Source organism: Halomicrobium sp. HArcel3, from assembly GCF_058933135.1.
In genome coordinates, this window is sequence record NZ_JBZYDN010000005.1 from 192,400 (window position 1) to 213,564 (window position 21,165).

The following is a 21,165-nucleotide window of genomic DNA, read 5'->3' on the forward strand; positions in this document are numbered from 1 at the left end:
CGTGAGGGGGTCTCAGGAGCTGAGGCAGGTGTCGATACTATAAGGACGGAGCAGAAGTAGTCCCTAGTAATGAAGCTGGGCGTCATCTCCGACATCCACGGGAACCGGGTCGCGCTCGATGCGGTGCTCGCCGACCTGCCGCCCGTCGACGCGCTGGTGTGCGCCGGCGACGTCGTCGGGTACAATCCCTGGCACGCCGACTGCGTCGACGAGATCCGCGAGCGCGAGATCCCCACCGTGCAGGGCAACCACGACCGCGCGGTGGCGGCGGGGTCGGCCCCGCACTTCAACGGGATGGCCCAGGCCGGCGTCGAACACGCCCGCGAGCAGCTCTCGGACGACCAGATCCAGTGGCTGCGAGAGCTCCCCGTCGAGCGCCACGTCGCCGACGGGCGCGTGAAGGTCGTCCACGGCCACCCCGACGACCCCGACCACTACACCCGGCCCCGCGAGTTCGGGCCGGACCTCCTCGACGACGAGGACGTCCTCGTCATGGGCCACACCCACGTCCAGGCCCACGAGGTGTACGACGAGGGTATCGTCATGAATCCCGGGAGCGTCGGGCAACCCCGCGACGGCGACCCGAAGGCCGCCTACGCCGTCCTCGACCTCGAGGAGATGGCCGTCGACGAGCGCCGCGTCGACTACGACACCGGCGAGGTGATCCGGACCGTCGAGGACGAGGGACTCCCCCGCCAGATCGGGTTCCGGCTGGCGCAGGGCCGGTAGGAGAAGGCCTTTTTCGCCGCTCCGAGTAGGCCGACACACCCCGCCCGCTCGACGCATGGCCGACGAGACGCCCCTCCCCCGCCGCGACACGGCCGAACGACTCGCGCTGGTAGCGGTGCCGACGCTCCTCGGCGTGGTTCTCGCCGCGACGAGCAGTGCGTTCGATCACCCGCTCACTGGCCTGGTCCTCGGTGGCGCAATCGGGTTGCGCCTGTCCCGGGCCCGGAACCACTACCGCGCGGTTCGAACGGCCGACGGCATCGAACGACGACGGCGTCCCCCGGAGGAGTTCTGGATGTACCGCGTCGCACAGATCGATTACGACGAGCGCTGGGACAGAGTGCTCGCGGTGGTGGCGCTGCTCGTCGGCATCGGCGCGTTCGTCGCCGTCCCGGTCGTCGACGTCGAACCGATGGACAGGGTCCGCCTGACGGTGCTGGGGCTCGGTGGAATCGTCGTCGCCGCGATGACCTACGGCTCGCTGTTCGTCGACGACGAAGCGGGAAGCGAGAACGGAGCGGGAAGCGAGAGAACGGACGGCGGCGGCAGCGAGTTGCGCGAGTGAACAGTCGGTCAGAAGACGCCCTGGACGAGTTCGAGGGCCTGTTCACGGTCGTCCCAGGGGACGAACACGGACACCGACGTCGCAGAGGTGATCACGTCGTACAGAGTGATGTGGGCGTTCGAGATGGGGTCGACGACGCGCTTGACGGTGTCGGGCTGGTTCGGGAGTTCGCCGCCGGTGACGCGGACCACGGCGATCTCGTCCTCGACGGTGACCGACGACAGGGCGTCCTCGTCGACGACGCGGTCGTGGAGCAGGGCCTCGACGTCGTCGGAGTCCTCGTCGTTGACGTAGAACGTCAGCGAGTCCATCCCCGAGGAGTTGGCGTCGATGTTGATCCCCTCCTCGCCGATGGCGCTGGCGAGGTCGCCGAGGATGCCGGGGCTGTTACGGATGGCGCGGCCGGCGACGGTGACGCAGGACAGCTTGTCCTCCTGGAGGTCGATGAGGTTCTGGAACTCGCCCTCGATGGAGGTGCCGCCGGCGAGCAGGTCGCCGTGCTGGTAGTGGACGACGCGCACGGAGAGGTCCTTGTCCTTGTAGGAGAGGGCCGAGGGGGCGACCACCTCCGCGCCGCGGAACGACAGCGACCGGAGTTCGTCGACGGAGATCTTCCCGACGTTACGGGCGCCCTCGACGACGCGCGGGTCGCCCGTCATGACGCCCTCGACGTCGGTGACGATGACGACCTCGTCGGCGTCCATGTAGTTGCCCAGCATGACGGCCGTGGTGTCGCTCCCGCCGCGACCCAGCGTCGTCACGTTGCCCTGCAGGTCCTGGGCGAGGAAGCCGGTGATGACCGGGACGACGTTCTGGAGCTGGCCGGCGAGCGCGTTCGCGCGCCGCATCGTCTCGTCGACGTCGACCTCGCCGTACTCGTCGGTGATGATCGGCCACTCCTCGCTGCCGGGTTCGAGGAACATCGCGTCGATGCCCCGGGAGGCGAGTGCGCCCTTGAGCATCCGGACGGAGGTCCGTTCGCCCATACTGACGATCTCGGCGCGGTCGGCGTCGTCTGCCTCGTACTCGATGTCTTCGAGCAGTTCGTCCGTGGTGTTGCCCATCGCCGAGGCGACGACGGCGACTTCGTGGCCCTTCTCGACGGCGGTGGCGATGGAGTCGGCGGCCCGGTTGATCCGGTCGCCGCTCCCGAGACTCGTCCCGCCGAACTTCGCGACTACGCGCATGCTGCCACCCGGCGCGTGCGTGCGTCTATCATATGCCCCCGGTTGCCCGCCGTCCGGGATAACTGTGTCCATCTTTTTCGGCAGGGGGAGACGGGTATCGGGCGCTCCCCGGATCTAGCCACCGTCTAAGTCGTGGAAGCGGAACGGCGTTCAGCGGAATCGAAGCGCAGCGAGGGAACGGTTCCGGGACGGCCAACCGTTTATTTGCCTCGCCACCGACCGACACGACATGGAGATTCGGGACGCCGTGGAAGCCGACGCCGAGCGGATGGCCGACATCGCGGACAGCCCGCCGGACGTGATGCGGAACCTGGTTCACGACCGGACGGTGCGAGTCGCAGTCGAGACTACCGACGACGAGGGCGAGGAGACGCTCGGCCTCGTCAGCTTCGACGCCCGCGACGCCACCGTCCACGTGACCCAGCTCGGCGGGACGGGCGAGGCCTGCGGCCGCTTGCTCGACGAGCCAGTCCGGTTCGCCCGGCGCGAGGGGATGGCCGTCGAGCTACTGGTCGCGGAAACGGACGACGACGTCCGTGACGCCGTGGAGGACGCCGGCTTCGAGCGGAGCGGCCCAGGCCCGCGGTTCGAGGGCGAACAGACCACCCGGTACCGGCTCGAACCAGGCAAAGCCGAGCAGTAGGCACGTCCACTCGCCACCGTGGCGAACGACCGCCCGCTTCTGACTCCACCCGCTCGCCCAGCGATCGTTCCGTCTCACCGACAGAATCAAATAGGTGTGTAAAGAACGCTTTACTGTAAAGTCCGCTTTACGATGCGGGCGGTACACCACCCATGTCGACGACACCGACCGGACGGAACCGGCACGAACTCCTCGCGAAGCGACGGCGTTACCGCCGGCTGATGGTCGGCTCCATCGCCGTCGGCGTCGCGCTCAGTCTCCTGCTCAGAGCGCTCGAGTACCCGCTCGTCGGCGAAGTCGTCTACTGGGCCGGCATCGTCGGCTTCGTCGCCGTCTGGCTGGCGACGCCAGTACAGCTGTTCGACGAACGCGACGTCGCCCTGGAACGGCGGGCGGCCCACCTCACGCTGAACGTCTTCGCGCCGGTCCTGGTCCTCGGCGCGTCGGCGGCCCGTATCCTGACCCACGTCGGCGCCTACGAGGTGCCGGCAGTCGTCAGGGGTGCGCTGTGGGGCTACTTCGCGCTGTTCGTCACCTTCGCCGTCGCGTACGGCTGGCTCCGCTACCGGTCATGAACAACGACCTCCCGGCGCGCCGCGAGACCGCCGGTCTGAGCCAGGCCGACCTGGCCGCCGCCGTCGGCGTCAGTCGCCAGACGATCAACGCCATCGAGCGGGACCGCTACGACCCGTCGCTGGAACTGGCGTTCAAACTGGCCGCGTTCTTCGACTGCGCCGTCGAAGAGCTGTTCGACCCGGGGTTCGACCCCGACCGCCTCCACGAGTGATCCATGTCATCCGCTCCGTCAGTCACCGACTGGCTCCCCGTCTCGCCCGACAACGCGCTCCCGTTCGCCACGGCCGTCGCGATGGTCGCCTGGGTCGCGCTCGAATTCGTCTTCCGCCGGGGACTCGGCACCGTCGTCGCCGAGTCGCTGGGAACTCCCGGCACCGGGGACCCGTTGATGCTCGCGCTGGCGTTCCCCCTGATCGCGGGAATCGTCGCCTGGTGGGGGACCCGGGTCGGCATCGGCCGGGCTGACTGGGCGTACGTCACGTCCCTGCGGACAGTCGGTGCGGGCATCGGCGGTTTAGTCGCCTACTTCGTCGTCTTTCTCGCCCTGGTGCTCGTCCTCGATTCGGTGCTGGGGGTCACGCAGACCGCCACCCCGGGCGCGCCCGGCGTCGGCGGCGGTGTCCCGACATGGGTCCTCGTCGTCTTCCTCGCGGGTAACGGCATCGTCGTCCCGATCGCCGAGGAACTCGCGTGGCGCGGCGTGATCCAGACCGCGCTCACCGAGTCCTACGGCACGTACGTCGCCGTCGTCGTCACTGCGCTGGCATTCGCGGGCAAGCATCTGGTCGTGGACTTGGCCGCGCCGCCCGTCCGGGTGACCTCGCTGCTCGTCCTCGCGTTCGTCCTCTGCGGCCTGCGCGCCCGCTGGGGAACGACAGCCAGCACGGTTTCCCACCTCCTCGCGAACTTCCTCGCGACGGCGTCGCTCGTGTTGCTGTGACAGACAACCACGAGACACTTACCACCGACAGTGGACTTGCGAGCTATGCGAACGGTCGTCAACCTCGACTACGACTTCCCCGTAGATCTCCCGGAGTGGGCCGACAACGAGGTCAGATCCCCGCCGGCCGTCGTCGAACGGTTCCTTGCAGAGTTCACCGAACCGGGCGACGTCGTCCTCGATCCCTTCGCCGGGTTCGGGACGACGCTCCGCGTCGCCACCGAGATGGATCGGGAGGCCCACGGCGTCGAGTACGAGCGAGAGCGCGTCGACTATATCCGCGAACGCGGCGGCCACGGCGGGAACCTCGTCTACGGCGACGCCAGAAAACTCGGCGACCTCGACCTGCCGGCAGTCGACTGCGTTCTCACCTCCCCGCCGTGGATGGTCGAGGGAATGGAGACCAACCCGCTCCAGAACTACGACGGCGAGAGCAATTACGGACAGTACCTCGACGATATGGCCGACGTGTTCGCCGGCGTCGCCGACTGTCTGGCACCGAACGGCGTCGCGCTCGTCGACGCGACGACCTTCGACGTCGACGGGCAAGTCACGACGCTCGCCTGGGACCTCGCGGACGCCATCGGCAAGCCCCTCGACTTCGACGGGGAAGTCGTCGTGGCGTGGGAGACAGAGGGGGAACCCGGGCCGGACGGCGTGGACGGGACCGGGTTCGACCACAACTACGTCCTACGGTTCTCGAAGGAGTGAGCGAAGAGGGCGGTAGGCGTCAAGCATACCGCGGCGCGACGCGCCGCGGTTTCACCGGCCGCGAACGAAGTGAGCGGCCGGGACTTTTTCATCGACGTTTTTCGAGGAGAGGTTCGAGCGCGGCGGAGCCGCGACTCGAACCCGACGAAGAAAAAGGTCGTCTTACATAAAGTCGGCAATCCCGCTCTGCTTGTTCTTGTCGTTCTCGAAGACGCGCTCGATGGAGCGTTCCAGGATCTCCAGGCGCTGTTTGGTGTACTCGCGGCAGCCGAACTCGTGGGCCACCTCCGTCGCGGTGTCGATGTACTTCGTCACCGACCCCTCGTGGACGGTGAGGTTGACGCGGCCGCCGCACTCCCGGCACTCGCCCGACAGGGGCATCCGGCGGTACTTCTCGCCACAGTCCAGGCAGCGAGTCTCCTGGCGCGAGAACGCCCGGAGGTTGCCGATGATGTCCGGCATGAAGTGGTACTCGATGATGCGCTCGGCGACGTCCGTCTCGTCGACGGCCCGGAGCTTCCGGGAGAGGGCGAGCTGGGCGTCCATCTTGTCGGTCATCGACCCCAGCGTCTTGTACGCCGAGAGGTCCGGCCCGGCGGCGAGGTTCGAGGTGTCGTGCGTGTGCGCGAAATCGGTGTACTCTCGATCCGTCCCGAGCGTCTCCTCGGCGATCTTCATGATGTCCTCGACCTCGCCGGGGTCGGCCAACTCCCGGGTGGCCTCGTAGAACTCCTTCGGGTACTCCCACATGATGTCCATGTTGTGGGCCTCGTCGTCGATCTCCGAGGGGTCGATGCGGGAGGACATGACGAGCGGGGCGTCCATCTTCCCGCCGCGTTTGTCCGGGAGGAACGACTTGCTGAAGTTCAGCAGACCGTCCATCAGAAGCATCACGCAGTCCTCGTCGCCGTCGCACTGGCCTACGAAGAGGTCATTGGCGACTAGCGTGTTGGTATCCTCGACAGTCAACGAATAGAGGTGGGAGACCTCACTTTCGACGATTTCAACGCGCTCGACCTCGTCGGTCCAGATCTCACCGCCGTCACCGCAAAGCCGTTGTGTTCGAAGTTCGATCGAGTCGAGGGCGTTCTGCAACGTGTCTGATTTTCTATCAAGATGGAATCCGATCCTGTCCGCAAAACGCGCGGCGTTTTCTGACGTGAGTTTGAGGACCCATGTGTCGAATGTCTGTGGTTCGTCGTAGAACTCCGCAACAGCGCCAGTCTCCGGGGTACGGGTTTCCTGATAGGCCTTCGCTACCATATCGAATCGTTTCAGTGCGGCAATTAGATCCGACTTCAGTTCGTCGCTAACGGTGTGGGCCCGTACCTCGATACGGTCCGCGGAAGCACTACCGTCACCGCTGAAGTACGCCGCGAGGAAACTCTGGAGGACCGGTTCTGGACTCTCCATAATCGCAGACGGTATCCGCTTCCTCTCGGCACGGCATCCAGTTGAAAGGATGTCGTCGAAGAGAACCGTGACCAGCCGGCTCGAAACCGTGACTTTCCACTCGTTCTCTTCGAAACAGTCGACGCCCAGTGACTCGTCGAAGACATCGATGATATCCTCACGGGCCGATTCGTCGGGGATACAGATCGTCGTCTGGTAGAAGTTGCCCGACTGCTGGCGGGTGAACCCTTCGGCAGCGTAGTATCCAAGAACGGTAGCGAAGTCGTCATCGATTTCCAGATATCGATCGACGTTGGCCGAATCTCGTCGTATCGAGAGTGAAACATCGCCAGGAATTACCTCGGAGAGGGGCTCTTCAAGTAATTGATCGAGGACGCCCGCAGGGATACTATCACGGCCAACCCAGTTGTAGACGGTGGAGTCGCTGACACCTAACTGTTCGGCAGTCGGTTTCAGGTAGTAATCGCCCGACGTTGCGTCGTCGAGAAGTGATTTGATCGTCTCCGAACCGAGCCCCCGGATCATCAGATCCTCGTTTGGAATCGCATCAGAATCGAGGAATCGGCTGAGGAGATCGATCTCCTCAACCGAGCCGTCGACTGTAACCGACTTCGGCATCGGTAACTCGTCGCCCTCTTGGAGGTCACGAGCGTGTACGCGCTCGATCGAACCATCCCAACGGCGCATCGAATGCTCGGGTGAAACGGTCAGCGTGCGACCTGCTTTCGTTTCAATTTCGATGAGGTGGTCCGGGGACGGATGCTTTGAAACCGCATCGATAGGTTTTCTCACCGGTTCGCCATCCTCAGTTACCGACGGAACGAACAGATTGCCGTCCAGTTCTTCGACCAGCGAGCCGAAGTCGTCTTCTCGTGGGCTGTCGAGGTTCTCTTCGACGACCTCCGCTATGGTAGCGTATCTGGCATCGCCATCAGCGGCCTCGTACCATACTTTCGTCTCCGGATGGAAACAGTTGCGACGCTTAGCGGCGTGAAAGTACGGATGCGCGTATCCGACCGCTGCTGTCGTAAATCCGATAACTCTCCCAACTGTCGCCGCGCTGGTGTGTGGCGCCATCCCGAAGACGAGTTCGCCGACGAGTTCCTCGCGGTCGTCGAGGTCGTAGAAGGGTTCGAGGCCGTAGTACTGCTCTAACAGGTCGTCGACGAAGTCGGCGGTCTTGAGCATGTGCTCGGCCGCGCCGTCGGAGAGGACGACGTCCTGGACCTTGAGTTCGACCAGCTGGTCGTCGTGTCGGAGCGGGTCGCCGTGGACGTCGGTCTCGTAGCCCAGCGACTGGAGCTGGTCGACGGTCACGTCGAGTTCCGTCGCCCGAACCGCCGTCACGGGCAGGTCCGTCATGTCGTAGCGGACGGTGCCGTCCTTGAACGCCGTGACGTCGTGTTTGGCCCGGAGGATGCCCTTCTCCATCGGCTCGGGGACCTTCTCCGCGGACATCAGCCCTTCGACGCCTTTCACGATGTCGAAGGCCGTCTCGCGCTCGCCGACCGATTCGAGGGCGTTCCGGAACTCCTCGCCGATGTCGATCTCCGTGTACTGGGTCGGATAGGCGCCCGTCTCGCAGGAGGGACACTCGGCGATACCGGCCTCGTCGGGTTCGACCTCGCGGTCGCAGTCGGGGCACTCGTAGACGGCGTCGGTGAGGCCGTTGCACTCCGGACAGCGCGCGCGGAACGTCTCCTCCCCGCAGTCGGTACAGCGCTGGCGGGCGATTTCGACGTCGACGATGCCCTGGCGGTCGTTCATCTCCTCGGCGTGGGAGGCCGCGTCGCTCACCGAGCGCTGGGCGCCGCCGGCCTCGTCGATGGGGAAGAGCGTGTGGACCGCCGGCGAGAGGTCGCGGCTCTCCGATTTCTCGGGGCGGCCCATCCGGTTGCCGATGCGGGTGGGGGCCCGTTCGCGGACCTCGAAGGGGGCGACCTCGTTGATCGCCTCGATGGCGTTGTCGCCGCCGTCGTAGGTGCGAGCGCGTTCGGAGAGGTCGCCGACCGTCCAGTCCCGGTCCATGGTGTCCAGGTCGAAGCCCAGGGTCGCCACGAGCGGGCGCCAGTCCGGGACGACGAGGTCGTCCTCGCGCTGGGTGTGCTCGACGAGCAGGTGTTCGAGGGCTTTTCGGACCGTCTCGGAGCGCGGGAGGACGAGGTCACCGTCCTGCGTCGACGCCGGGTCCACCGCGACGGCACCGTCGGTCTGTGCGACGCGACTGTTCTCTACCGCCGTCGCCAGCGCGTTGACCTCGCCGACGCTCACGTCGTGCCAGCAGTGGGTGTACTTCGGATGGATCGGTGCGTCGTACTCGCGGGCCCACGCCATGGCCTCGTCGGCAGAGGGGTCCGCCAGGTCGACGTGGACGTCGTCGGCCATCGCCTGAACGTCGGCGCCCGCCGCGTCGAACTCCTGGCGCCACCACTCGACGGTGTAGGAGGCGGGCGCGAGCGGGTGGTTGTTCTCGACGAACTCGCCGTAGTTGACGAGGTACTCGCCCAGGTCGAGTATCTTCTCGACGCCGTTCCTGACTTCGAGCGCTTCCTCGGGGTCGTCGATCCGCCGGACGTCGCCGTTGGCCAGGCGGACAGTCGGGCCCTCGATGCTGTCGACCGGGACGACCCCTGCCGCTTTGCCGGGCCGTTCGGTCTTGATCTGGGTCCCCGTCGCGAGGAAGTCGTCGACGAGGTGCATCGTCGCCGGGTGGACGCCCGCGGTCGCGAACCCGTGGTTGCGCGAGCGGCCGTAGCGCAGGCGGAACCCGCCGGCGTTCGAAGGGTGTGAGAACACCGGGCGACCCGCGATCAAGTCCCGGAGGTACTTCTTGGCGGGGTCGACGCGGGGCGAAGTGGGGTAGTCGTCGCCGCCGTCGCCGCCCTCGGACTCCTCGGCGTCGCTCGCTTCGCCCTCCGCTTCCTCCCCGTCCGCTGCGTCGCCGTCGTCCTCTCCTTCTCCCTCGCCGTCGTCCTTGCCGATGGTGCCGTCGATGAGGTCCTGCAGCCACGGCCAGTCGACCTCGTCGAGGTTGCGGGTGTAGCGCTGGATCTTCGGGGCCTTGAGCGCGATCCCCTCTGCAGCGACGAGGCACATCCCCCCGCGGGCGGAGTTGGTGTCCACTCGGTCGAGGTCGCGGAAGCCCGAGACTTCCTCGTCGCCAGTGGCCTCGCCGTCGAGCATGATCGGCATGTTCTCGGCGATGAACTTGCTCTCCTTCTCCTTGGGCGAGTACTGGAGACCGGTCTCCTTGTCGTAGAGGTCGATCTCCTCGGCGTAGCGGTTGATCTCCTCGTCTCTCGCCTTGTACTGGTCGATGCCGAGCAGCGCGCGGGCGTAGTCGGCAACCAGGACAGAGAGGGCCTGGGCGGTCCCACCGGCCGACCGGATCGGGCCGGCGTAGTAGACGTTGACGAACTGCGTGCCGTCGTCGTTGTCGAGGATCTCGACCCGGTCGATCCCCTCGATGGGAGCGGCGACCACGCCCTCGGTCAGCAGCGCGACTGCGGTTCTGACTGCCCCCTCGATCTTGCCGGCCTTGGAGTCGTAATCACCGACCTCGCCCTCGACGAAGTCCTCGACGAGTTCCAGGGCCGCCTCCTCCCTGCTCATCTCGCCTTCGAGCTCGCGCACGCGCGCGGCGACCCCCTCGATGCCGAGGATGTTCTCGACGCGGTCGGCCATGTCGCGGGCGGTCGGAATCTCGACGTCCTTCGTCGGGTCGCCGCCGCGTTCGCGGGCGGCCTTCGCGACCTCGAAGGCGTCGTCGAGGTCGGATTCGAGCCGTTCGAAGTACTGCTCGTCGGCCTCCCGCATCTATAGCTCCCAGAGATCTAGATCGGTCGCTTCGTCGTGTTCCCGTTCGAGTGAGCCCTCGAACGCGCGGACGTGCAACTCACCGGCCCAGACGGTTCCGCTGTCGAGGTGGCCCGCGATAGCCTCGCCGTCGGGCCGCGAGAGCACCGCGTGTGTGTGCGCGAACGGCTCTCCATCGAGGATGGAGACGTTGCCGACGCAGGCGGCGACCTCCAGCGGTTCGGGGAACACCATCGACTCGTACGCCATCTCCTCCTGGTCGTAGAACATAATCTCGGCGTCCTGCACCGCGCCGAGGCCGGTGAAGAAGGCCGCGTCGATCCCCTCGTCGGCGGCGAAGGTCTCGATCTGGGCGCGCCAGTCGCCCCCGTGGTCGAGCGTGCAGACGAACTCGCGAGTCGTCTCGACCTCACGGTAATCCATACGCGAATGAGACGGAGTCGGTTATCAAAAGACTACCGCCACCGGTCTGCAGTCGGCGCGGCGTCCGACGGATACGACGGACTCGTCGGCGGGTCGGACGACAGTGCTACCCCCGCCGTGTCGGCAAGAGGTATAGCGCTCCGCGCCCTATGCTGACGTATGCCAGACAGCTCGTCGCTGGAATCGACCTCGGTGACCGAACGGCTCGTCCTGCACGAACTCGCCGAACTGGCCCGTGCGGACCGGACGCCTGCCCAGGCGACGGACGTCCTCCAGGCGTGTCGCGGCCGGCTCGAAGACCTCGAAACCGTGGTCGGCAGCCGACTCACGGAAGGCGACCTCGTCAAGGCCTGTCGGACTCTGGAGGACCGGGGGCTGGTGACCGGCGAACGACCGGAGCGGACCTCGCCAGTCGGCAAGGGTCGGCCGGCGTACGAACTCGACGTCGCCGTCGAGACGGTCCGGACGTTCGTCCGCGAGGACGACCGGCTCTCCGAGTTGCCGGCCTGAGAAGGGCGGCACTAGGCGGCGCAGTTCGGCGACGGGTGCGATCAGGCCGGGAGGGAGATGCGACTGGCCTCGTGGCCGCGCTCGGCGTCGAGGAAGGAGAGCGCCTCGACGTGCCACTCCACCGGCTCTATCTCGCGGTCGCACATCCGCCGCGCGGCGTCCATCGGCCCGCCCCGGGCGATGGTGACGTGGGGGTCGTAGTCCTCGCCCTCCAGCCCGTCGAGCGCGCCGAACTCCTCGCACAGGCGCTCGTGGAGGTCCCACAGCCCGGGGCTCTCGACGGTGAGGTAGATCACCGGCGAGGAGCCGTTCGTGGCCTCCTCGAAGATGTCGATGCCGTCCACTCTGGCGGCGAAGGCGGGCTGCCCGTCCAGAAGCTCCCGGACGCGGGCCTCCATCGCGTGGTAGGACTCGTAGCCACCCGTCCCGAGGCGCTTGACGACGAGCGTGTGGCGGCCGCGCGAGCGCTCCTCCGCGCCCGGAATCTCCAGGGCGAGGTCGCTCGCCAGCCTGGCCACCTCGCTCGGAACGGGGACGTTGAGGCTGAACACGTCTATCGAGAGATGGGCAGCCGGCAAAAGCGCCGCGATCACGTCTCCGGGCTCGTCGCCCGAAATCCGGAACGTCCGTCGGTCCCCATCAGTCCAGCCACCAGACGACGACCAGGACGACGATCAACAGACCGACGAGGGGGCGGAACGGTCCGAGCAGTTCGAACACCAGTTCGGAGACGATGTCGAGCGCGATCCAGACGATCACGAGGACCAGTACGACCTTCAGGAGCGTCTCTACCGCGACGTCGTCGAGCATATCCGCCGGTCGGAGAGGGGCCACGACAAGCTTTGTGGCCGGCGAGTGGGGCGTGTCATACCACCGCACTCCGGACTGATCTCGCAAGCTATTAGTACGAATCCGTGATACCCCGAGGTACATGAGTCAGACCCGCGCCGATGGCGTCCGCTCGGTCGCCACCACCGGGTCTGTTCGACGTTTCCCACCGCGATTCCGGCGACGGGCCCTCTTCTAGGCCCACCACTACTTCACCTCTCGTCCTCCGGTTCGTCTCGCTTCCGAGCACCGCTCGCCGTCTGTCGAGCGGACATCTGAATCGACAGACACACCACACGCTACACCAACACACCAATCATGACAGACGGAAACGGAACCGTCGCGCTCGCCTTCTCCGGTGGGCTCGACACCACGGTCTGCGTCCCGCTGCTGAAAGAAGAGTACGGCTACGACGACGTCATCGGCGTCACCGTCGACGTCGGCCAGCCGAGCTACGAGTTCGACGAGGCCGAGGAGACGGCCGAGGCCCTCGGGCTGGACCACTACGTCGTCGACGCCACCGAGGAGTTCGCCGACCTGTGCCTGCAGGCGGTCAAGGCCAACGCCGACTACCAGGGCTACCCGCTGGGCACCGCGCTCGCGCGCCCGGTCATCGCGAAAGCCATCCTCGACGTCGCCGAACAGCAGGGCTGTGCCGCCATCGCCCACGGCTGTACCGGCAAGGGTAACGACCAGCTCCGCTTCGAGGCGGTCTGGCGCGACTCCGACCTGGAGGTCATCGCCCCCGTGCGCGAACTCGGTCTCACCCGCGAGTGGGAGAACGAGTACGCCCAGGAGAAGGGCCTGCCCGTCGAGGGCGGCGACGGCGGCCGCTACTCCATCGACACGAACCTCTGGAGCCGCTCCATCGAGGGCTCCGAACTGGAGGACCCCTCGACCATCCCCGAGGACGACATCTACCTCTGGACGGACAATCCCTCCGGCAAGGACGCCGAACTCGTGGATATCGAGTTCGACGAGGGCGAGGCCGTCGCCGTCGACGGCGAGGAACTCGACTCGGTCGAGCTCGTCGAACAGCTCAACGAGCAGGCCGGCGCCCACGGCGTCGGTCGCACGGACATGATGGAGGACCGCATGCTCGGGCTCAAGGTACGCGAGAACTACGAGCACCCCGCCGCGACGGTGCTGCTCACCGCCCACGAGGCCCTCGAAGGGCTCGTCCTCACCGCCGAGGAGCGCGAGTTCAAACAGCACGTCGACCAGCAGTGGTCCCAGAAAGGGTACCAGGGCCTCGTCGACGCCCCCCTCACGGGCGCGCTGGAGGCGTTCATCGACGAGACCAACGAGCGCGTCACGGGCTCCGTCACCGTCAAGCTCGAAGGCGGCCACTGCCGCGCCGTCTCCCGCGACTCCGAGTACTCCGTCTACAGCGAGTCGGCGGCGTCGTTCAACGAGGAGGCCGTCACCGGCTCCATCAGCCAGGAGGACGCCACCGGCGTCGCGAAGTACCACGGCTTCCAGTCCCGCCTGGCGAACAAGGTACTGGAGAAGGCGAAGGGCAAGAGCGAGGCCGTGACGGACGGCTCAGGTATCTCCGCCGCGGAGCACCACGACACGGAGGAATAGAGAGATGAGCGACGGAGAGGACCAGACCGGCGCGAACGACGCGGGCCAGGCAGCCGCCGGACGCGAGACGGCCGTCCGCCGCGACCGCTTCAGCGGCGGCCCCGCCCGCGCGTTCCTCTCCTCGCTCGACGCCGACGAGCGCATCTTCCACGCCGACCTGGCCGTCGACCGCGCCCACGTCGTGATGCTCGCCGAGCAGGGCATCGTGGACGACGAGACGGTCGGCGAGATTCTGCGCGCGCTGGACGACATCGAGAAAGACGGCCACGGCGCGCTCCCCGACGGCGAGGACGTCCAGGAAGCCATCGAATCGGCCGTCATCGACCGCGTCGGAAGCGAGGGCGGCAAGATGCACACCGCGCGGTCGCGCAACGACGAGGTGGCGGCGGACATCCGCTACCGCCTGCGTGAGGATCTGCTCGACACCATCGAGACGGTCGTGGAGGCCCGCGAGGCGTTGCTGCGCGTCGCCGAGGAACACGCCGACACCGTGATGCCCGGCTACACCCACCTCCAGCCGGCCCAGCCGACGACGGTGAGCCACTGGGTCGCCTCCTACGAGCAGGCCCTCGCTCGCGACACCGAACGCCTGCTCGACGCCTACGGGCGCGTGAACCGCAATCCCCTGGGCGCCGGCGCCTTCGGCGGCGTCCCCTACGACGTCGACCGCGAGCGCACGGCCGAGTTGCTCGGATTCCAGGGTATCGTCGAGAACTCGATGGACGCCGTCTCGACGCGGGACTTCCTCGTCGAGACGAACGCCGCGCTCGCCGCGCTGGCGACGACGCTGTCCGGGCTGGCCGAGGACGTCGTCGGCTTCGCCAGCAAAGGCCACGTCGAACTGGCCGACGAGTACTCGTCGACGTCGTCCATCATGCCCCAGAAGAAGAACCCCGACACGATGGAACTCGTGCGCGGGCGCACCGGCGACGCGACGGCGGGGCTGAACGGCCTGCTCACCACGTTGAAGGGGCTACCCCGCGCGTACAACCGCGACCTGCAGCGCGCGACGACCCACGTCTGGGGCGCTGTCGACGCCGTCACCGAGAGCGTCGAAGTCGCGACCGGTGCGGTGGCGACCGCGGAGTGGCCCGCGGACGTGCTGGCAGAGGCGGCCGGCGAGGGGTTCTCGACGGCCACGGGCGTCGCCGACCTGCTGGCGAAGGCCGGAGTCCCGTTCCGCACCGCCCACGAAGTCGTCGCGACGGTCGCCAGTCGTGACTTCGAGGGACAGGCGCCGGACTACGAGGACCTCGACGCGGTCACGCGGGAGGTTCTGGGCGAGTCACTCGACGAGCACGTCTCCCGCGACGCGGTCGAGGCCGCACTCGATCCCGTCGAGAGCGTCGCGATGCGCGACTCCCGCGGTGGCCCCGCGCCCGACGCGGTGACGGCGCAGTTGTCAGCCGCCGAAGACGAACTGTCGGCCCACCGCGACGCCGTCGTCGCCGAACGCGACGCCGTCGAATCCGCCGGCGAGACGCTCCAGACGGAGGTGGAGCGCTATGTCTGAGTTCCGGTTCGCCCGGCGACCGGTAGAGCGGCCATCCCCGCGAGGGGAAATTATACCACATTCCTGATATAGGAAGTCGCCGTGTTGCTGTAATTGCGCGTTTCTGACCGTTAGACGGTAGTATGCGTTACTATTCTATTCTGATAAGTTCGAAGGCTTTAAGTGGGTCGCTGATCGAATTGGGAGTACAATGCCAGAATGCGTCGAGTGTGGGGCCGAAGTCTCCCTGCACGAGGACCTCGAAGTCGGAGAGATCGTCGACTGTTCCACCTGCGGCGCCGAACTCGAAGTGATCGGCGTCGACCCCGTCGAGCTCGACTCCGCGCCCGAGCTCGAGGAAGACTGGGGAGAGTAAGTCCGTCGTGACTACTCTCGCCGCACAGAGACAAAAATGAACACCACTGAAACACGTTTCAGTGAGCTCACCCTCGCCACCAGGAGGTGGCTCACGTGAACGTAGGAATACTCTATTCGCGCATCCGCCAGGACGAGAAGCTCCTGCTCAACGAGCTTCGCGAGCGTGACCACGAGGTCACCAAGATCGACGTCCGGAAACAGCAGTTCAACATCGAGGACGCTCCCGAGATTTTCGACGGCGTCGATATCGTCGTCGACCGCTGCCTCGCGACCAGTCGCTCCGTCTACGCGACGAAGTTCGTCGAGGCCTACGGCATCCCAGTCGTCAACGGGCCAGAGACCGCCGAGATCTGTGCCGACAAGGTGAAAAACAGCCTCGCGCTGGTCGAGGCCGGCGTCCCGACGCCGAACACCGACGTGGCGTTCACCAAGGACGCCGCCATGGAGTCCATCGAGGCGTTCGGCTACCCGTGCGTCCTCAAGCCCGTCGTGGGCTCGTGGGGTCGCCTGATGGCCAAGATCGACTCGAAGGACGCCGCCGAGGCCATCCTCGAACACAAGGAGACCCTGGGACACTACGAGCACAAGATCTTCTACGTCCAGGAGTTCGTCGACAAGCCGGGCCGCGACATCCGCGTGCTGGCCACCGACGGCGAACCCGTGGCCGCGATGGTGCGCGAGTCCGAACACTGGCTCACCAACGCCGCGAAGGGCGCCGACACCGACACCTTCGAACTGGACGACCGTGCGCTGGAACTCGTCGAGAAGGCCAGCGACTCCGTCGGCGGCGGCCTGCTGGGCATCGACCTGATGGAGGTCGGCGAAGACGCCGACGGGAACCCCGAGGACTACACCGTCCACGAGGTCAACCACACGGTCGAGTTCAAGGCCCTGTCCGAAGTCACCGACGTCGACGTCCCCGCGAAGGTCGTCGACTGGCTGGAGACGAAGGTCGAGGAAGAAGCAGAAGCGGGCGAGGTGTCGGCCTGATGTCCTACACCGCAAGCGTCGTCGGCGGCTCCGGCTTCACCGGCGGCGAGTTGCTCCGTTTGCTGGACGGCCACCCCGAGTTCGAGATCGCACAGGCCACGAGCCGTTCGAAGGAGAACAAGACGGTGGGCCACTCCCACCCCAACCTCCGCCACCTGGACCTGCGCTTCACCAGTCCCGAGGACCTGGAGAGCGTGGACGTGCTGTTCGCCGGGACGCCCCACGGCGTCTCGATGCAACAGATCGACGCCTTCCAGGAGGCCGCCGACACCGTCGTCGACCTGTCTGCGGACTTCCGCCTCGATTCGGAGGAGCAGTACGACGAGTGGTACGACGGGCACACGCGCCCCGAACTGCTCGCCGAGTCCGAGTACGCGCTCCCCGAACTCAACCGCGAGAACCTGCCCGGCGCGGACCTGATCGCCTCCGGCGGTTGTAACGCCACGGCGACGATCATGGGCCTGAAGCCCCTGTTCGACCACGACATTCTGAGCGGGGACGAACAGATCGTCGTCGACGTCAAGGTCGGCTCCTCGGAGGGCGGCGCCGGCGGCGGCGAGGCGTCGAGCCACCCCGAGCGCTCGGGCGTCGTCCGCCCGTACGCGCCCACAGGCCACCGCCACGAGGCGGAGATCGAGCAGTTCCTCGGCGTCGACGTCTCCTTCACCGTTCACGCCGTGGACATGATCCGCGGCGCGGCGGCGACCTGCCACGTCTTCCCCGACGGGCCCGTCTCGAAGGGCGACATGTGGCAGGCCTACCGCGGGAGCTACGAGGACGAACCGTTCGTCCGCATGGCTTCGGGCGGCGGCGGCGTCTACCGCTACCCCGAGCCCAAGGCCGTCGCGGGCACCAACTTCGCCGAGGTCGGCTTCGAGGTCGACGCCGCGAACAGGCGCCTCGTCGTCTTCTCGGCCATCGACAACATGATGAAGGGGTCGGCGGGCCAGGCAGTCCACGCCGCCAACGTCGCGCTCGGTCTCGAAGAGACGGCGGGGCTGGACTTTACCGGCTTCCACCCCGTCGGCGCGCCGTAAGCTGGAGGTGAATTTTCCATGACAATCGTTATCAAAGTCGGTGGCGCTCGCGCGGTCGACCCCGCTGGAGCGCTCGCTGACGTCAGTGAACTGGTGGAGCAGGGCGAAGACGTGGTCGTGGTCCACGGCGGGTCGACCGCCGTCGACGACACGCTCGAACGGCTCGGCATCGAGCCGACGTACGTCGAGACGCCGTCGGGCGTCGTCGGTCGATTCACGGACGAGGAGACGATGGAGGTGTTCGAGATGGTGTTCGGCCACCTCAACACCCAGCTCGTCGCCGGCCTGCAGAGCCAGGGCGTCGATTCGGTCGGACTCAACGGCGTGGACGGCAAGCTCCTCCACGGCCCCCGCAAGTCCGCCGTCCGCGTCGTCGAGGACGGGAAGAAGAAGATCAAGCGCGGCGACCACTCCGGAACCATCCGCGAGGTCAACGTCGACCTGCTGGAGTCGCTGTTCGACGGCGGCTACACGCCCGTCGCGAGCCCACCGATGGCCGGCGCCGACGACGACGAAATCCTGCCCGTCAACACCGACGCCGACCGCTCGGCCGCGGCCATCGCCGCCGCGCTGGACGCGACGCTCGTCCTGCTGACCGACGTCGAGGGCATCTACGAAGACCCGGACGACTCGGAGACGCTGATCGAGACCGTCGAGACGGGCGAGGAGTGGGCAGACCTGGAGGACGCCGCCGAGGGGTTCATGGGCCGCAAGGTCATGGCCGCCGAGGAGGCCCTCGACGGCGGATCTCCCGAGGTCGTCGTCGCAGACGCCAACGCGGACGAACCGATCCTCTCGGCGCTCGACGGCGACGGCACCCATCTCTACGATTCGGCGCTTTCCGACGCCGAGGAGGCCGAGCAATGAGTTTCGATACGACAACGTACGCTACCACGCGCTTCGACGCTTCGACAAACCGCCGTTCGGGAGGAATGAAAGGGGCCGGCCGTTCGATCCGTCCCGGACGACGTAAGCACCGCAGCCCGAAGTCCTCGCGAGCGAAGCGAGGGAGGGCTCGTCAGAGCTTCGCTCTGACGGTGGGCGAGGAGCACAACGAGTCCCGGACGGTCGAACGGTCGGGGGCTTTCGAGTTCCTGTCGACGACGGTAGATTCGACGACAGCGGTCGCTACAGGTGATTTCCAATGAGCGGATTCGTCTTCAACGAGAAACCGATCCAGATCGAGGAGGGCGACGGGCCGTACCTCTACGACGACAGCGGTACCGAGTACCTGGACATGGGCGCGAGCTACGCGTGCGTCCCGCTCGGACACCGCCACGAGGCGGTCGACGCCGCGGCGAAGGGCCAGATAGACAAGCTGACCTACGTCCAGGCGTCGTATCCCAACTCCGCCCGCACGGAGTTGTACGAGACGCTCGCCGACACCGCACCGGACCCCATCGACAAGGTGTGGCTCTGTAACTCCGGGACGGAGGCCAACGAGGCGGCGCTGAAGTTCGCTCGCAGCGCCACCGGGAACTCGAAGATAATCGCCGCGATGCAGAGCTTCCACGGCCGCACCATGGGCTCGCTCGCGGCCACGTGGAAGGACAAGTACAAGAAACCCTACGAGCCCCTGGCCGGCGACGTGGAGTTCGTCCCCTACGACGACCCCGAGGCCATGCACGAGGCCGTCGACGACGAGACGGCCGCCGTCATCGTCGAACCCGTCCAGGGCGAGGGCGGGATCAACCCCGCCTCCGCCGAGTACCTCGAAGCGGCCCGCGAGGCGACCGAATCGGTCGGCGCGGCGCTCGTCTTCGACGAGGTCCAGACAGGGATGGGGCGCACCGGTTCGCTGTGGGCCTGCGAACAGACCGGCGTCGTCCCCGACATGATTACGTCGGCCAAGGGACTCGCCAACGGATTCCCCATGGGCGCGACGCTCTGCCGGGACTGGATCGCCGAGGAGTACGGCTCCCACGCCTCCACCTTCAGCGGCGGTCCCGTCGTTTCCGCTGCAGCCAACGCCACCGTCCAGACCATCGTCGAAGAGGACGTTCCCGCCCACGCCGAATCGGTCGGGAACTACCTGCAGGAGCGCCTGGAAGCGGAACTCGGCGACGACGTCCGCGAGGTCCGCGGCGAGGGGCTGATGGTCGGCGTCGAGGTGAAACGGGGGGCGATGCGGTACCTCAAGCAGCTCGCGATGAGCCACCAGATCCTGGCGCTGCCCGCCGGCCGCACCGTCGTCCGCCTGCTCCCGCCGCTGACCATCACGGAGGACCAGGCCGACGAGGTCGTGGAAGCCATGGCCGAGGTGATAGGATGACCGCAGCGGAGACGGCCACCACCGTCACCGACCAGTCGGCCCGCGAACTCCTCGAAGAGGTCGTCCGCATCCCCTCGGTCACGCCCGAGGAGGCGGAGTGCGCGCAGTTCCTCCGCGACTTCTTCGAGGACCACGGCCGCGAGGCGTGGCTCGACGACGTCGGCAACGTCCGCGCGCCCGCGGACGACGGCGTCCTGTTGACCTCCCACGTCGACACCGTCCCCGGCGACATCCCCGTCCGCATCGAGGAGAACGACGAGGGCGAGGAAGAGCTGTGGGGCCGTGGATCGGTCGACGCCAAGGGACCGCTGTGTGCGATGGCGGTCGCCGCCGTCCGCACCGGCGCGAGTTTCGTCGGCGTCGTCGGCGAGGAGGTCGACTCCCGCGGCGGGCGTTTCCTCGTCGAGGACCGCGATGCCGAGCCCGACGCCGTGATCAACGGCGAGCCCTCCGGCTGGGAGGGTATCACGCTGGGCTACCGCGGCCTGCTCGCGGGCACCTACGTCGCCACCTCCGAGTCGGGCCACTCCTCCCGTCCCGAGAACAACGCCATCCAGGACGCCATCGACTGGTGGGCCGCCGTCGACGAGGAGTTCGAACCCGACGACTGGATCCCGGTGTTCGAACGCGTCACTACCAAGCCCGTCTCGATGGACGGGGGCATCTCCGAGGACGGCCTCTCCGTCGAGGCGACGATGGACGTGCAACTGCGGGTCCCGCCGGAGTACACCACCGACGAGATCCGCGAGATCGCCGACGGCCACCTCACGAACGGCACCGTCCACTGGGACGACAAGGTCGAGCCCGTCATGCAGAGTCCGCGGACCAGCGTCGCCCGGGCGTTCCGCGCGGCCATCCGCCAGCAGGGCGGCGACCCCGCCCTGCTGCGCAAGACCGGGACGAGCGATATGAACGTCTTCGCCCAGTCCTGGGACTGCCCGATGGTCACCTACGGCCCCGGCGACTCAGACCTCGACCACGCGCCGAACGAACACATCGTCCTCGATGAGTACGACCGCTCGGTCGCCGTCCTCGAGGACGTCACCGACCGCCTGCTGGAGGACTGAC

Annotated in this window: 21 protein-coding genes; 16 read left to right on the forward strand and 5 right to left on the reverse strand. The window is 67.0% G+C overall.

Annotated features, from left to right (window positions below; genetic code table 11):
• Positions 1-69: 69 nt before the first annotated feature.
• On the forward strand, positions 70-729 hold the full coding sequence (locus AC5FRV_RS14445) for a metallophosphoesterase family protein (protein ID WP_493561785.1): 660 nt from the start codon (positions 70-72) through the stop codon (positions 727-729).
• A gap of 55 nt (positions 730-784) precedes the next feature.
• A complete protein-coding gene (locus tag AC5FRV_RS14450) occupies positions 785-1,294 on the forward strand; it encodes a hypothetical protein (protein WP_493561786.1) in 510 nt (169 codons plus the stop codon).
• 8 nt (positions 1,295-1,302) lie between these two features.
• Here the strand turns inward: AC5FRV_RS14450 and AC5FRV_RS14455 are convergent, their stop codons facing one another.
• Positions 1,303-2,481, reverse strand: a complete 1,179-nt coding sequence (locus tag AC5FRV_RS14455) for an aspartate kinase (protein WP_493561787.1) — start codon at positions 2,479-2,481, stop codon at positions 1,303-1,305.
• A gap of 229 nt (positions 2,482-2,710) precedes the next feature.
• On the opposite strand from AC5FRV_RS14455, the gene AC5FRV_RS14460 reads away from it, so the two are divergent.
• The 5 genes from AC5FRV_RS14460 (at position 2,711) to AC5FRV_RS14480 (ending at position 5,351) form a co-directional block, all read left to right on the forward strand.
• Positions 2,711-3,124 carry a hypothetical protein gene (locus tag AC5FRV_RS14460; protein WP_493561788.1) on the forward strand — a complete coding sequence of 138 codons (414 nt, stop codon included), beginning with the start codon at positions 2,711-2,713 and terminating at the stop codon, positions 3,122-3,124.
• A gap of 152 nt (positions 3,125-3,276) precedes the next feature.
• Complete coding sequence (locus AC5FRV_RS14465; protein WP_493561789.1) at positions 3,277-3,699, forward strand: DUF2178 domain-containing protein; 423 nt, start codon at positions 3,277-3,279, stop codon at positions 3,697-3,699.
• On the forward strand, positions 3,696-3,911 hold the full coding sequence (locus AC5FRV_RS14470) for a helix-turn-helix transcriptional regulator (protein WP_493561790.1): 216 nt from the start codon (positions 3,696-3,698) through the stop codon (positions 3,909-3,911). Before AC5FRV_RS14465 ends, AC5FRV_RS14470 begins: the two co-directional genes overlap by 4 nt.
• A gap of 3 nt (positions 3,912-3,914) precedes the next feature.
• On the forward strand, positions 3,915-4,640 hold the full coding sequence (locus tag AC5FRV_RS14475; protein ID WP_493561791.1) for a CPBP family intramembrane glutamic endopeptidase: 726 nt from the start codon (positions 3,915-3,917) through the stop codon (positions 4,638-4,640).
• 45 nt (positions 4,641-4,685) lie between these two features.
• Positions 4,686-5,351, forward strand: coding sequence for a DNA methyltransferase (locus AC5FRV_RS14480; RefSeq protein ID WP_493561792.1), 666 nt, complete (start codon positions 4,686-4,688; stop codon positions 5,349-5,351).
• A 162-nt stretch (positions 5,352-5,513) separates the two neighbouring features.
• On the opposite strand, the gene AC5FRV_RS14485 is transcribed toward AC5FRV_RS14480, so the two are convergent.
• The gene (locus AC5FRV_RS14485) at positions 5,514-10,580 is read right to left on the reverse strand and encodes a DNA polymerase II large subunit (RefSeq protein WP_493561793.1); all 5,067 of its coding nucleotides are present in this window, start codon (positions 10,578-10,580) and stop codon (positions 5,514-5,516) included.
• Positions 10,581-11,003 carry a PPC domain-containing DNA-binding protein gene (locus AC5FRV_RS14490; RefSeq protein ID WP_493561794.1) on the reverse strand — a complete coding sequence of 141 codons (423 nt, stop codon included), beginning with the start codon at positions 11,001-11,003 and terminating at the stop codon, positions 10,581-10,583. It lies immediately after the preceding gene.
• Positions 11,004-11,162: 159 nt separating this feature from the next.
• Here AC5FRV_RS14490 and AC5FRV_RS14495 point away from each other — a divergent pair, with 159 nt between their 5' ends.
• Positions 11,163-11,513, forward strand: coding sequence for a hypothetical protein (locus AC5FRV_RS14495; RefSeq protein WP_493561795.1), 351 nt, complete (start codon positions 11,163-11,165; stop codon positions 11,511-11,513).
• Positions 11,514-11,554: 41 nt separating this feature from the next.
• On the opposite strand, the gene AC5FRV_RS14500 is transcribed toward AC5FRV_RS14495, so the two are convergent.
• Both AC5FRV_RS14500 and AC5FRV_RS14505 read right to left on the reverse strand, forming a co-directional pair.
• Positions 11,555-12,064 (reverse strand): 2'-5' RNA ligase family protein, encoded by a 510-nt coding sequence (locus AC5FRV_RS14500; RefSeq protein WP_493561796.1) that lies wholly within the window; start codon positions 12,062-12,064, stop codon positions 11,555-11,557.
• 88 nt (positions 12,065-12,152) lie between these two features.
• Positions 12,153-12,323 (reverse strand): DUF7554 family protein, encoded by a 171-nt coding sequence (locus AC5FRV_RS14505; protein WP_493561797.1) that lies wholly within the window; start codon positions 12,321-12,323, stop codon positions 12,153-12,155.
• Positions 12,324-12,659: 336 nt separating this feature from the next.
• On the opposite strand from AC5FRV_RS14505, the gene AC5FRV_RS14510 reads away from it, so the two are divergent.
• The 8 genes from AC5FRV_RS14510 (at position 12,660) to AC5FRV_RS14545 (ending at position 21,164) form a co-directional block, all read left to right on the forward strand.
• Positions 12,660-13,928 carry an argininosuccinate synthase gene (locus AC5FRV_RS14510; protein ID WP_493561798.1) on the forward strand — a complete coding sequence of 423 codons (1,269 nt, stop codon included), beginning with the start codon at positions 12,660-12,662 and terminating at the stop codon, positions 13,926-13,928.
• A 4-nt stretch (positions 13,929-13,932) separates the two neighbouring features.
• A complete protein-coding gene (gene argH, locus AC5FRV_RS14515; protein ID WP_493561799.1) occupies positions 13,933-15,441 on the forward strand; it encodes an argininosuccinate lyase in 1,509 nt (502 codons plus the stop codon).
• 190 nt (positions 15,442-15,631) lie between these two features.
• Positions 15,632-15,796, forward strand: coding sequence for a lysine biosynthesis protein LysW (gene lysW, locus AC5FRV_RS14520; protein WP_089813023.1), 165 nt, complete (start codon positions 15,632-15,634; stop codon positions 15,794-15,796).
• A 95-nt stretch (positions 15,797-15,891) separates the two neighbouring features.
• On the forward strand, positions 15,892-16,788 hold the full coding sequence (gene lysX / locus AC5FRV_RS14525; RefSeq protein ID WP_493561800.1) for a lysine biosynthesis protein LysX: 897 nt from the start codon (positions 15,892-15,894) through the stop codon (positions 16,786-16,788).
• A complete protein-coding gene (argC, locus tag AC5FRV_RS14530) occupies positions 16,788-17,825 on the forward strand; it encodes an N-acetyl-gamma-glutamyl-phosphate reductase (protein ID WP_493561801.1) in 1,038 nt (345 codons plus the stop codon). Before lysX ends, argC begins: the two co-directional genes overlap by 1 nt.
• A gap of 18 nt (positions 17,826-17,843) precedes the next feature.
• Positions 17,844-18,692 (forward strand): acetylglutamate/acetylaminoadipate kinase, encoded by an 849-nt coding sequence (locus AC5FRV_RS14535; protein ID WP_493561802.1) that lies wholly within the window; start codon positions 17,844-17,846, stop codon positions 18,690-18,692.
• 277 nt (positions 18,693-18,969) lie between these two features.
• Positions 18,970-20,097 carry an aspartate aminotransferase family protein gene (locus AC5FRV_RS14540; protein WP_493561803.1) on the forward strand — a complete coding sequence of 376 codons (1,128 nt, stop codon included), beginning with the start codon at positions 18,970-18,972 and terminating at the stop codon, positions 20,095-20,097.
• A complete protein-coding gene (locus AC5FRV_RS14545; protein ID WP_493561804.1) occupies positions 20,094-21,164 on the forward strand; it encodes a [LysW]-lysine hydrolase in 1,071 nt (356 codons plus the stop codon). The genes AC5FRV_RS14540 and AC5FRV_RS14545 overlap by 4 nt, the downstream gene beginning before the upstream one ends.
• Position 21,165: the final 1 nt, after the last annotated feature.

Coding starts and splice junctions, on each gene's coding strand:
- AC5FRV_RS14475 (WP_493561791.1), top strand. CDS start 3,915: ATGTCATCCGCTCCGTCAGTCACCGACTGGCTCCCCGTCTCGCCCGAC.
- AC5FRV_RS14480 (WP_493561792.1), top strand. CDS start 4,686: ATGCGAACGGTCGTCAACCTCGACTACGACTTCCCCGTAGATCTCCCG.
- AC5FRV_RS14445 (WP_493561785.1), top strand. CDS start 70: ATGAAGCTGGGCGTCATCTCCGACATCCACGGGAACCGGGTCGCGCTC.
- lysW (WP_089813023.1), top strand. CDS start 15,632: ATGCCAGAATGCGTCGAGTGTGGGGCCGAAGTCTCCCTGCACGAGGAC.
- AC5FRV_RS14455 (WP_493561787.1), bottom strand. CDS start 2,481: ATGCGCGTAGTCGCGAAGTTCGGCGGGACGAGTCTCGGGAGCGGCGAC.
- argH (WP_493561799.1), top strand. CDS start 13,933: ATGAGCGACGGAGAGGACCAGACCGGCGCGAACGACGCGGGCCAGGCA.
- AC5FRV_RS14540 (WP_493561803.1), top strand. CDS start 18,970: ATGAGCGGATTCGTCTTCAACGAGAAACCGATCCAGATCGAGGAGGGC.
- AC5FRV_RS14450 (WP_493561786.1), top strand. CDS start 785: ATGGCCGACGAGACGCCCCTCCCCCGCCGCGACACGGCCGAACGACTC.
- AC5FRV_RS14460 (WP_493561788.1), top strand. CDS start 2,711: ATGGAGATTCGGGACGCCGTGGAAGCCGACGCCGAGCGGATGGCCGAC.
- AC5FRV_RS14545 (WP_493561804.1), top strand. CDS start 20,094: ATGACCGCAGCGGAGACGGCCACCACCGTCACCGACCAGTCGGCCCGC.
- AC5FRV_RS14495 (WP_493561795.1), top strand. CDS start 11,163: ATGCCAGACAGCTCGTCGCTGGAATCGACCTCGGTGACCGAACGGCTC.
- AC5FRV_RS14485 (WP_493561793.1), bottom strand. CDS start 10,580: ATGCGGGAGGCCGACGAGCAGTACTTCGAACGGCTCGAATCCGACCTC.
- AC5FRV_RS14510 (WP_493561798.1), top strand. CDS start 12,660: ATGACAGACGGAAACGGAACCGTCGCGCTCGCCTTCTCCGGTGGGCTC.
- AC5FRV_RS14465 (WP_493561789.1), top strand. CDS start 3,277: ATGTCGACGACACCGACCGGACGGAACCGGCACGAACTCCTCGCGAAG.
- argC (WP_493561801.1), top strand. CDS start 16,788: ATGTCCTACACCGCAAGCGTCGTCGGCGGCTCCGGCTTCACCGGCGGC.
- AC5FRV_RS14490 (WP_493561794.1), bottom strand. CDS start 11,003: ATGGATTACCGTGAGGTCGAGACGACTCGCGAGTTCGTCTGCACGCTC.
- AC5FRV_RS14470 (WP_493561790.1), top strand. CDS start 3,696: ATGAACAACGACCTCCCGGCGCGCCGCGAGACCGCCGGTCTGAGCCAG.
- AC5FRV_RS14505 (WP_493561797.1), bottom strand. CDS start 12,323: ATGCTCGACGACGTCGCGGTAGAGACGCTCCTGAAGGTCGTACTGGTC.
- AC5FRV_RS14535 (WP_493561802.1), top strand. CDS start 17,844: ATGACAATCGTTATCAAAGTCGGTGGCGCTCGCGCGGTCGACCCCGCT.